The sequence below is a fragment of the Dissulfurispira sp. genome (assembly GCF_036745535.1).
Classification (GTDB): domain Bacteria; phylum Nitrospirota; class Thermodesulfovibrionia; order Thermodesulfovibrionales; family Dissulfurispiraceae; genus Dissulfurispira.
Genome location: NZ_DAIOFX010000013.1, coordinates 21,852 through 32,961 on the forward strand (window position 1 = coordinate 21,852; position 11,110 = coordinate 32,961).

The 11,110-nt window shown below is 42.8% G+C and carries 10 protein-coding genes; 3 read left to right on the forward strand and 7 right to left on the reverse strand.

The genetic code is table 11. The features are described from left to right. Positions 1 to 5: 5 nt before the first annotated feature. Genes V7L97_RS04350 through V7L97_RS04365 form a run of 4 tightly spaced genes read right to left on the reverse strand, consistent with a single transcriptional unit; the run spans position 6 to position 3,474 of the window. Entirely contained in the window at positions 6 to 719 is a 714-nt protein-coding gene (locus V7L97_RS04350) for an ABC transporter ATP-binding protein (RefSeq protein ID WP_333653669.1), read from the reverse strand. Between the two features lie 13 nt (positions 720 to 732). Next, positions 733 to 1,497 carry an ABC transporter ATP-binding protein gene (locus V7L97_RS04355; RefSeq protein WP_333653671.1) on the reverse strand — a complete coding sequence of 255 codons (765 nt, stop codon included), beginning with the start codon at positions 1,495 to 1,497 and terminating at the stop codon, positions 733 to 735. Continuing rightward, a complete protein-coding gene (locus V7L97_RS04360; protein WP_333653672.1) occupies positions 1,478 to 2,575 on the reverse strand; it encodes an ABC transporter permease subunit in 1,098 nt (365 codons plus the stop codon). Before V7L97_RS04360 ends, V7L97_RS04355 begins: the two co-directional genes overlap by 20 nt. Further along, a complete protein-coding gene (locus V7L97_RS04365; RefSeq protein WP_333653674.1) occupies positions 2,572 to 3,474 on the reverse strand; it encodes a branched-chain amino acid ABC transporter permease in 903 nt (300 codons plus the stop codon). Before V7L97_RS04365 ends, V7L97_RS04360 begins: the two co-directional genes overlap by 4 nt. Positions 3,475 to 3,567: 93 nt before the next feature. Between V7L97_RS04365 and V7L97_RS04370 the strand changes: the two genes are divergently transcribed. Next, positions 3,568 to 4,692: an exo-beta-N-acetylmuramidase NamZ family protein gene (locus tag V7L97_RS04370; protein ID WP_333653675.1), complete on the forward strand. Its 1,125-nt coding sequence runs from the start codon at positions 3,568 to 3,570 to the stop codon at positions 4,690 to 4,692. Next, the gene (locus V7L97_RS04375; protein WP_333653677.1) at positions 4,685 to 6,547 is read left to right on the forward strand and encodes a sugar phosphate nucleotidyltransferase; all 1,863 of its coding nucleotides are present in this window, start codon (positions 4,685 to 4,687) and stop codon (positions 6,545 to 6,547) included. Before V7L97_RS04370 ends, V7L97_RS04375 begins: the two co-directional genes overlap by 8 nt. Position 6,548: 1 nt before the next feature. On the opposite strand, the gene V7L97_RS04380 is transcribed toward V7L97_RS04375, so the two are convergent. Next, the gene (locus V7L97_RS04380) at positions 6,549 to 8,015 is read right to left on the reverse strand and encodes a M48 family metalloprotease (RefSeq protein ID WP_333653679.1); all 1,467 of its coding nucleotides are present in this window, start codon (positions 8,013 to 8,015) and stop codon (positions 6,549 to 6,551) included. Continuing rightward, positions 8,002 to 8,880, reverse strand: a complete 879-nt coding sequence (locus V7L97_RS04385; protein WP_333653681.1) for an N-acetylglucosamine-6-phosphate deacetylase — start codon at positions 8,878 to 8,880, stop codon at positions 8,002 to 8,004. Before V7L97_RS04385 ends, V7L97_RS04380 begins: the two co-directional genes overlap by 14 nt. 221 nt (positions 8,881 to 9,101) lie before the next feature. Here V7L97_RS04385 and V7L97_RS04390 point away from each other — a divergent pair, with 221 nt between their 5' ends. Then, the gene (locus V7L97_RS04390; protein ID WP_333653683.1) at positions 9,102 to 9,875 is read left to right on the forward strand and encodes an N-acetylmuramoyl-L-alanine amidase-like domain-containing protein; all 774 of its coding nucleotides are present in this window, start codon (positions 9,102 to 9,104) and stop codon (positions 9,873 to 9,875) included. Here the strand turns inward: V7L97_RS04390 and V7L97_RS04395 are convergent. After that, on the reverse strand, positions 9,799 to 11,031 hold the full coding sequence (locus V7L97_RS04395) for an AmpG family muropeptide MFS transporter (protein ID WP_442891747.1): 1,233 nt from the start codon (positions 11,029 to 11,031) through the stop codon (positions 9,799 to 9,801). The genes V7L97_RS04390 and V7L97_RS04395 overlap by 77 nt on opposite strands. Positions 11,032 to 11,110: the final 79 nt, after the last annotated feature.

An 11,110-nucleotide genomic window follows, 5' to 3' on the forward strand; every position in this document is an offset into this window, starting at 1 on the left:
AAAAACTATTCCCCCAGATAGGCCTTTTTCACATCCTCGTTGTGCAAGAGGTCTTCGCCACTTCCCTGTAGTTTTATCGTGCCGTTTTCAAGCACATAGCCCCTGTGGGAGAGCCTCAGTGCCGCCTTTGCATTCTGTTCGACGAGAAGGATTGTAACCCCTTCTTCATTTATCTCTTTAATTGTCTTAAATATCTTGCTCACCATTATGGGTGCAAGGCCGAGGGATGGCTCATCGAGGAGCAGGAGTTTTGGATTTGCCATCAAAGCCCTTCCGATGGCCAGCATCTGCTGCTCTCCGCCGCTCAGCGTCCCTCCAAGTTGCTTTGTCCTTTCTTTAAGGACAGGGAATAGGCTGAAGACCTTTTCAATGTTATTTTTGAAATTTGAAATTTGATATTTGAAATTTACAGAATACGCCCCCATTTCAAGGTTTTCCAGCACTGTAAGCCTTGGGAATATTCTCCTTCCTTCAGGAACATGACAGATGCCTTTATTTACGATATTGTGAGGAGATTCATTTTTTAAAGATTCCCCTTCAAAAATTATATCCCCTGAATCGGGTTTTAATATGCCTGAGATTGTCAAAAGAATGGTTGTCTTTCCTGCTCCGTTGCTGCCTATGAGGCAGACTATTTCGCCTTTGTTGACTTCAATGTCTATGCCCTTTAATGCCTTTATATGACCGTATGATATGTATATGGATGCTAACTTTAACATATAACTATTTGTTTTAATGTATCTCCCTTCCGAGATACGCCTCTATTACTAGCGGGTCGTTTTTTACATTTTCTGGCAGTCCTTCTGCAATCTTGACTCCGTGGTCTAATACAATAACCCAGTCGGATATGCCCATCACAAGCCGCATATCATGTTCTATAAGGATTATGGTCTTTCCAAGTTCCTGAATTTTTTTTATTAATGACATAACTTCCGAGGTCTCCATGGGGTTCATGCCGGCCGTGGGTTCGTCAAGAAGGATAATTCTTGCCTCAGTTGCAAGCGCCCTTGCGATCTCAAGCCTCCTCTGGCTGCCGTAGGGCAGATTACTTGCCATATTATCTGCATAATTTTCAAGCCCGACAAGCTCTAAATATTCAAATGCCTTTTCCCTTATTATCTGCTCTTTTTTCCTGAAATTGGTTCCCTGCATTACTGCGCTCAAAAAGCCGTATTTCATTCTGGCATGCTGAGAGACCATAACATTCTCCATTACGGTCATTTCTGAAAACAACCTTATATTCTGGAATGTCCGTGAAATGCCGATCTCTGAGACTTTATGGGCAGGGAGCTTTGAGATTTCATTGTCCATAAAATATATGTGTCCTTTGGTAGGCTTTGTTATTCCGGTAAGACAGTTGAAAAGGGTTGTCTTTCCTGCGCCATTGGGGCCTATGATGCTGACTATGTCTCCTTCCTTCACCTTAAAGCTTACATCCTCTATTGCCCTGATGCCGCCGAAGTGCTTGGTTAATTCCCTAACTTCTAAAATGTACACCCTTCACTCCCCCTAAGATTCCCTGCGGCCTGAATATCATGAGAAGGACAAGGCCGATTCCAAGAATGAGCATCCTGTATAACTGGACTTCTCTCAACACCTCAGGCAGGATAACAAGAATAAATGCACCAATAATCGCACCATGTGTATTTCCTATCCCTCCAAGTATAATCATGCTCAGGATTAAAATAGATTCCATAAAGGTAAAGCTTTCGGGCGAGACGAACTGCATCTTTGCAGAAAATAATATTCCTGCTATTCCTGCCCAGAATGTTCCAAAGGTGAAGGCGTATAGTTTATATTTCGTTGTGTTTATTCCCATCGAAGATGCAGCGATTTCGTTCTCCTTTATTGCTATCCATGCCCTTCCGATCCTCGATGATTCAACTCTTTTGATCACCACTACAGCGAAAATTACAATGACAAATACGAGATAGTAGTAATATTCGAGTTGTGCAAAAGAAAATCCCATGAGCAAAGGACGAGATATTCCTGTTATGCCATTTGGGCCGTTTGTAAGGCTGTCCCAGTTATTTAAAACAAGACGGACTATTTCACCGAATCCCAGCGTTACTATCGCTAAATAGTCGCCTCTGAGCCTCAGGGCAGGTATTGCAAGCAACAGCCCTGCAAGCGCAGCAAGGGATGCAGAAATGGGCAGCGATGCCCAGAAACCGAGACCTATTTTTGTATTGAGAATCGCATAGGTATATGCGCCTATGGCATAAAAGGCAGCAAAGCCTAAATTAAGAAGCCCTGTGAAACCAACGATGATATTTAAGCCAAGGGCAAGAAGGATGTATATCCCTGACATTATTAGAACATCGATATAATAATCCTTTAATATGAAAGGAAAGGCGAGAGACGAAATCAACAAGACAGGGATGAAAAATGTCCTAAACCTTCCAATTTCAGGAATGCGAATGGCTTTTATTACATCGATAACTTTTGTTTTTTTAAAAAGAGAGACAGCAGACAACAAGGTGAGAACGCCTATAAACATTATGCCTGCTGCATTCAGGCCTTTGAATGGAAGGAATAACAAGGCTGCCAGCAGGGCAATGAGAATCGGTTTCATACCTTTTCCTCTGTGGTTTTTCCGAGTATTCCTGATGGCTTTATGAGCAAGATGACGATAAGTATGATGAATGCATATGCATCCTTGTATTCACTCGATATATATGCTGCGCCGGTGCTCTCGACAAGGCCGAGGATTATGCCGCCTAACATTGCACCGGGAATATTCCCGATTCCACCCAGAACCGCTGCTGTAAAGGCCTTAATCCCTGCGATATATCCGATGAAGCAATTTACAAGGCCGTAGTATGAAGCGACCATAATGCCCGCCACTGCTGCAAGACCGGCGCCGATGATGAATGTAACGGATATGATGCTGTCCACATTTATTCCCACAAGGGCTGCCATTGTCTTGTCCTGCGCAGTTGCCCTCATTGCCTTGCCCATTCGTGTCTTGTGAATGAATAGATGGAGGAAAAACATTAACAACCCTGAGACTAAGATTATCATTGCCTGAAGATAAGTCACATTGACATTCATAAACTGAAAGCCTGCTTCTCCGAATCGCTGAGGAAAGGCCTTGTCTGTCGCTCCCTGTGTGAGCATGACATAGTTTTGAAGAAAAATGGATACCCCTATTGCGCTTATCAAAGGGCTGAGCCTTGGCGCATTTCTCAATGGCTTATATGCAACCTTTTCCATTGTAAAGCCGTAAGCAGAGCAGAAGATTATTGTCAGTATGGCGGTTAAAATAAGTGCGAGGGGAAGGCTGGTTGCTGTTAATCCCATTGCGGTAAAAAGACCCAAGAATATGATTGCGAGGTAAGCGCCGAGCATATAAATCTCGCCGTGGGCAAAGTTTATGAGTTCGAGTATTCCATAGACCATCGTATAGCCGATGGCTATAATGGCATAAACCCCGCCCAGTGTCAGACCGTTTATCAACTGTTGCAGTAACATAGCAGAAAATTTTAACAGAAATGTTATTATATTGTCATGGCTAAATCGATATTAACTGGATTGGATAGAATTGAGAAACATTGGCCGAAAAAATTGAAAGGCGCAAGGGTGGGGCTTGTGGTGCATCCTGCTTCTGTTAATAAAAAACTTGAGCATGCAGCAGATGTTGCATTGAAATCTAATAAGTTTCGATTAAATGCATTCTTCGGCCCCCAGCATGGAATCAGGGGTGAAACCCAGGACAACATGATTGAATGGGAAGGATTTATAGATAAAAAAACAGGACTTCCTGTTTACAGTCTTTATGGACGTACAAGAAAACCTGAACCTGAAATGCTGAAGGATATCGATGTCGTGGTTGTAGACATGCAGGATGTGGGCTCCCGCTACTACACATTCATATGGACAATGGAGTTTTGTATGCAGGCGTGTCTTGAGAATAATAAGTCGGTTGTTATCCTTGACAGGCCGAACCCGATTGGAGGACATATTACCGAAGGCCCTGTGCTTGATATGAATTATACATCTTTTGTTGGACAAAGGCCGCTTCCGGTAAGGCATGGTATGACAATCGGCGAGATAGGCAATTATTTGAGAAATGAATTTTATCCATCTTTAAATTTTCATGTTATTTCCATGAAGGGATGGAAGCGCAAGATGTGGTTTGACAATACAAAATTGCCATGGGTTTTGCCATCACCTAATATGCCAACATTGGATACTGCCATTGTATATCCCGGCATGTGCCTTCTGGAAGGAACGATGCTCAGCGAAGGTCGTGGCACAACAAGACCATTCGAGATTTTTGGCGCACCTTTTATAAATCCTGATGCATTGATAAAACGGCTTGATGAATTTAAATTGCAGGGAGTGAAATTTAGGCCCATGTATTTTCAGCCCACATTCCAGAAGCATGCCGGCAAACTATGCGGTGGCGCACATATCCATGTTACAAACAGAGAAAAGTTCAAGCCCTTTAAAACAGGCGTTGCCATTTTAAAGGCCATCCATGAGCTATATTCGAAAGAGGATTTATGGAAACAGCCTCCCTATGAGTATGAGACAGAAAAAATGCCGATAGACATCCTTGCAGGGAGCGACAGACTCAGGAACGACATAGAAATTGGCGTAGACCTCGATAAGATGGAGAAGTGGTGGAGCGAGGAGTGCTATTTATTTGCAAAAAATAAAAGGAAGTCCTATCTGCTTTATGACTAAAAAGCTTAATGCCTTTATTCTTGCCGCTGGTCTCGGCGAAAGGCTCAGGCCGATTACCAATCACATCCCGAAACCCTTGCTTCCGATTCTCGGGAAGCCATTAATAGAGGGCATCATTGAAAAATTCTCTCTGATATCCACCGGCAGAATAGGCATAAATCTTCATTATAAGGCCGATATGTTAAGAGATTGGGCCAGAAACTCTGCGTTCTCGGAGCGCATTGAATTGTTTTATGAAGACCCGATCCTCGGCACAGGCGGGGCATTGAAGAATGCGGAAGGCTTTCTTTCAGGAGGACACTTCCTTGCGCACAATTCCGATATTGTCTCTGACATCGATTTTTCGCTCCTGATAGAAACTCATCTTTCAGAAGGCAACATTGCGACACTCGCAACGCATGATTATCCAAGATACAACAATGTCGTTTTGGATGATAAAGGATACGTCCTGGATGTAGAGAATCCCGGGACTTCGATGCCGAATCACGACACAATAGGCAAAAAAGCCGCATATACAGGAATTGCAGTTTATTCTGATGAGATTCTGAAGTTTCTGCCTGAAGGAGTTTCAAATGCCACAGTTGCATGGCTTGCGGCAGCAAAAGCAGGACATAAGGTAAAGGCACTCGATTTCGCCGGATGCTACTGGAATGACATAGGAACACCACAGGCATATGCGTCTGCAATAATCGATGCGTTAAGAACCGACGGCGAAACAATATACATTCATCCATCGATGGGATGTTGCCCGGATATCGAAATTGACGGCTATGTCGTTATAGAGAAAGGCTGCATTATTGATGATGCATCTTCTTTCAGGAACTGCATCGTGCTTGAGGGCAGCCAGCCTGAAGAAAAAGAATACGAGAACTGTATAATCGGGCCTGATTTCGAGATCAATCTCGACGAGACCGAGATGCTCGGCGCTTCCGGAGATAATGGATTGATACTGATCGGCACAGGAGGCTCTGACAGGAAGTATTACAGAATGAAGAATGATAATTCGACTGCTGTGTTTGTGGAGTACAAAAAAGACGATCCTGATTTTCACAGACATATAGAATACACAAAATTCTTTAGGAAGCATGATATCCCTGTCCCTGAATTGCTCGATGTCAATTCTGAAGAAATGACCGCTTTATTTGAAGACCTCGGAGATGTTTCTCTTTACAGTTGGCTGAAATGCCCTCGTGAATCTATACAAATAGAAGCTATGTACAGAAAAGTCATGGATATCGTGGTTCTTATTCATATTAATACAACAAGGCATGTTTCAGAATGCCCGTTACTTCAGGAGAGGGTCTTTGATTATGAGCATTTCAGATGGGAGTCGGATTATTTTATTGAGAGGTTCGTGAAACAGTTGAAAAGAGTGGATATTAAAAATATATCCGCATTAAATGAAGAACTGCATGGATTGGCGCAAAAGGCAGATTCTTATCAGAAGACAGTAATCCACCGAGATTTTCAGTCACAGAATATTATGATTACAAAAGGCATTCCAAGACTGATAGATTATCAGGGAGCAAGGATAGGGCCTCCGGCATACGACATTGCATCGATGCTCTGGGACCCTTATTTCAGGCTCGATGAAGACATGCGTGAAAGACTGCTTGAGTATTATCTTGAACAAATGAAAAACAAACTCAATGAAAATGATTTCCTTGAATCACTTCCTCTATGCCGCATTCAAAGGCATATGCAGGCACTTGGCGCGTATGGATTCCTTTCAATGGGAAAAGGCAAGAAATACTTCCTGAAGCATATTCCCAAAGGCTTGAGGTTATTGAAAGAAGACATAAGTGTTTTAAAGCAGGAATATCCGGTGCTTCACGATTTTATCGAAAGACTTTAGCCTATCGCCTTATCCTCGAACCCTCAAGGATAAGCCTTAATACAGCAACCCTCGATGCTGCATGTCTTCCCATCTCGTTTGTCGGATTGACCTTGAGCTGCATGACATATTCGTCATAAGCTGAATAGATGTCATTTATATTTTCATAACATATGCCTAATATGCCGTGTATCTCTGGGTGTTTGGGTTGTGCTTCTGCAGATATTCGTAAATGCGGAATGGCTGTTTTATACATCCTCATCTTGTAATAGCTCATTCCTAAAAAATAATGGGCTGGTATGTCCTGAGGAAAGAGGGAGATGCTTCTCTTTAGATAGCCTGCACTGTCTGAATATTCACCTTTAAAATATCTAATCATGCCCATGCCCCTTAATGCAGGCTCGTAGTCTTTATCGAGATTTAGTGCAGCATTGAAATATTTTTCTGCATCGATGTAATCCTTTCTCTTTAGCCTGATAAAGCCTTTTAGTGTGTGAAATGAGGGTTGGTTTGGGTTTTCCTTTATTGCCTTTGATACAAGGGCATCTGCCTCATCAATATTATTTTTCCCAAATGCCCTGACTGCCTTGTCGTAATATTCAAGATAGATTTTATTTATATTTTTTAATTCTGCAACTGCTGTCTGAAATTTTTCCTTATTGGCCCCATCACCTGTAACTGCGAACGGCTGCATCTCATTTATCATATGCTGAATTTCTTCGATCCTCACCGATGTCCTCGGATGTGTGGATAACAGGTCTTCAAAGAATCCCCTCTCTTTAGCGTCTTTACCCAATGATTTCATGTATTCCTGCGATATCTTCTCCAGATTCTTGTGAGCACTTACAGCGTTTTCTGGATTGTAACCGAGTTTTGCCATATATAGAATGCCCAGTCTGTCCGCTTCCAGTTCGTGGTCTCTGCTGTATTTTAAGAGCAAGAGGCTTCCGCCTATGGAGCCAATGTTCATGGCTACATCAGAATAGCCTTTTCCGCTCATGGCAATGCCTGCTGCTGCCAATCCTGCCTGAAGCAGCATTCCTGATGTTATTTGCCTTGCAAAATGCCTTGCAGATACATGTCCCATTTCATGCCCCATGACAAAGGCAAATTCTGCCTCATTTTCAAGGGATGCGAGTAATCCCCTCGTAATTACAACATAGCCTGGTATTGCCCATGCATTTGGAACAGAACTGTTCTGTATTGCAAATTGAACAGGAAGGTTTGGCCTGTGAGAAACGCTGTGAATCCTGATAACAATGTCTTTGAGATAAGCCTTGAGTTTTTCGTCTTTATACTCTCCGCCACCTCCGAGGTCGCCCCACAGGGCATTGGGGTAAAGCTCTTTGCCCATCTCCACTTCCTGACTCTCGGATACGAACATCAGTTCCCTTTGGCCGGTGACCGGATTAATGGCGCAGCCGAAAACAGTAAGGAGTAAGAATATTGAAGTAATGGAGTATTGGAGTATTGATTTAATTGTTTTCATGCTTTAGATATTTTTCAGGATTTTCTGTTATACACTTCATTATAACATCTTCATCAAATCCAATATCTATGAGCCTTTTTGATGATTCTGCGATTGTCATGCAGCCTCCTAATAATTTACCATATGTATCTGTAACACCCTGACTTTTTGTGAATGGCGTTGCCTCTTTTACAGAATCGGAGACAATAATAATCCTGTTATGATTCTTTGTCTTAAATATCAGTTCAAGCGTTTTGGAGTGTAAATGATAAGGGTCTGCAATAACCTCGATATAAATGTCCTGATTTAAAAGCCCAAAGCCTGCAATTCCCGGTTCTCTATGATGAAATCCTCTCATTGCATTGAATATATGTGTAATGCCCCTTGCACCTGCATGAAAACCAGCCTCTGCCTCGGCATAAGTAGCATCTGAGTGCCCCATACTCGCAATTATGCCCATGTCAGTTATTTTTTTTATTAATTTTATTGAGCCGTTAATCTCCGGCGCAATAGTAATGATTTTTATGATATCTTCAAAGCCTTCAACGAGTTCTTTAAAATTATCTTCTGACGGCTCAATAAACGTTATTGCATTCAAAACACCGCACTTTGAGGGATTCAGAAAAGGCCCTTCGAGGTGAATACCGATGATTCTTGATTCTGTTTTCTGGCTTCTGTCCTCAGTCTTCTGAAGTTCCATTGCCTTTTTGACCACCGCCATATTTTCTCTCATCACCTTTATGGTGGCGGGATATATGGTGGGAATAATTTCTGAAACACCTTGAGAGCCGTGTATTTCAGCTATTTTAAGGACATGTTCTTCAACAGTTGTCCTCGTATCATATCCGCCTATGCCATGGGTATGGATGTCTATGACTTTTCTCATAATCGTACTCATAACCAACCTTAAACAGAAGCAAAGCAGGCATGGGTGAAAAGCCTTTATCAGCGATACCTTAGCGCCGAACCCTCCCGCTGTTAAAGGGCAACTTCAATATCACCTTTGCATTAAACAGTATAAACAGGCATATAATAATCTTATCGCATTGATAAAGGCTTTGAAACTGTGCCTGTTTTGCCTAATTACTTTCTGATATTATAGCATTTATGGAATCCGTCATTTTAGGCAGATGGACAGAGGAGAGACTGAACGCTATTATGCGCGAAGCCGCAGAAATTCAGGGCGCAGGAGAGAGGATAGCCTTTTTTTCAGAGAAATTCCTCGGCTTGCCGTATCAGGAAAAAACCTTGATAGGAGACATTAAAACGCCCGAGGTCTTTGTCATAAACCTCTCGGCGGTTGACTGCTTTACTTTTATCGATTACATAGAGGCGATGAGGCTGTCGAGTTCTTTTTCTGAATTTAAGGAGAATTTGAGAAGGGTAAGGTATAAAACAGGAAAGGTTGCATTTGAAAATAGGAACCACTTCTTTACGGATTGGGTGGAATCAAATTCAGAGTTTGTCGAGGACGTCACAGAAGGAATAGGCGGCAAAAACGCAATAAAAGTTGAGAAGATGCTTAATGTAAAAGAAGACGGGACTTATTTTTTAAATGGCATTGATCCCAAAAAGCATGTCGTTAAATATATACCCTCGGCTGTTATTGATGATTCCATTATGAACAAATTGAGGACAGGAGATTATGCGGGAATATATTCAGAGGTTCATGGGCTTGATGTTTCCCATGTTGGGATTATTATCAAGGATAGCGAGAGAGTCTATTTGCGCCATGCCTCGTCTGTAAAGAGAAAAGTGGTTGACGAAGATTTTAGAGATTATATTGCCAATAAGCCCGGTATTGTTATATTGAGGCTGCTATCTCTTTTCTCATCCACCACAATAGCCCCAATCCTGGCAGTGCTGCAAGTGTGGTTATAAAAAAGAAGGCTGGCCAGCCGATGGCGGAAACGATGAATCCAGATGTTGGGGCAATAAAAATCCTTCCGAGTGCAGCGAGGGAAGACAGAAGTGCGTATTGGGTTGCACTGTATCTTTGATTGCACATACTCATAAGCAGTGCTACAAAGGCTGATGTGCCCATGCCTCCGCTAAGATTTTCGAAGGCCACTGCAAAAATCAGCATCCCGTAGCTTTTTCCAATCCATGCCAGAACTATGAATGAGAGATTAGATACTGCCTGCAACGCCCCGAAAAATAACAATGACTTGAAAAGGCCGAGTCTTGCCATTAATGCGCCTCCGAACATTGCTCCCACAATGAGCGATACGAGGCCGAGTCCTTTATTGATGGTGCCCACATCTGTAGGTGTAAAGCCCACTCCTTTAATGAGGAACGCTGTGGTTAATGAACCGGCATATGCGTCTCCGAGTTTGTACAGGATGATCAGAATCAGCAGCATGACAGCGGAGCGTCTCGAAAAGTAATCCTTCAAAGGCCCCCAAATAGCTTCTTGAAGACTCCTGGGAGGGATGATTTTCTCTTCTGGCTCAGGGCCGAAAAATGCCGATATTACGCCGATTGACATTAACCCAGCCATCAGCAGATAAGTATTATGCCAGCCGATATTATCGGAAAGGATAAGAGCCAGCGCACCGGATACGAGCATTGCAATGCGGTAACCCATGACAAAAACTGCAGCGCCTGCGCCCCGCTCCTTTTCTCTCAATACATCGGTGCGGTATGCATCAACAACAATATCCTGAGATGCAGAAGAAAAGGCCACTGTTAATGCAAATGCAGCTATTAGCAGCGGTGCTTGTTTTGGTGAATTAAAGGCCATTGCAGCTATGCCCAATATTAATGCGATCTGTGTAATGATCATCCATCCCCTACGTCTCCCTAATAGCGGCGGAACAAACCTATCCATGATTGGAGACCAGAGGAATTTAACGGTATAGGGAAGTCCGACAAGGGCAAAGATGCCGATGGTTCTTATATCCACTCCGTCAACAGCCATCCATGCCTGTAAAGTGCCGCTTGTCAATGCCAATGGCAGGCCGGAAGAAAAGCCGAGGAGCGTAACTGTCGCAATCCGCCTGCTGGTGAATACCTGAAGATAAAGGCTGAGAGACAGCATCGGGTATTATAATGCAGATTCTGGATTGAAATACAGGGGATATAACTCATTGACAACTAATTGTTTCTTATGTAAA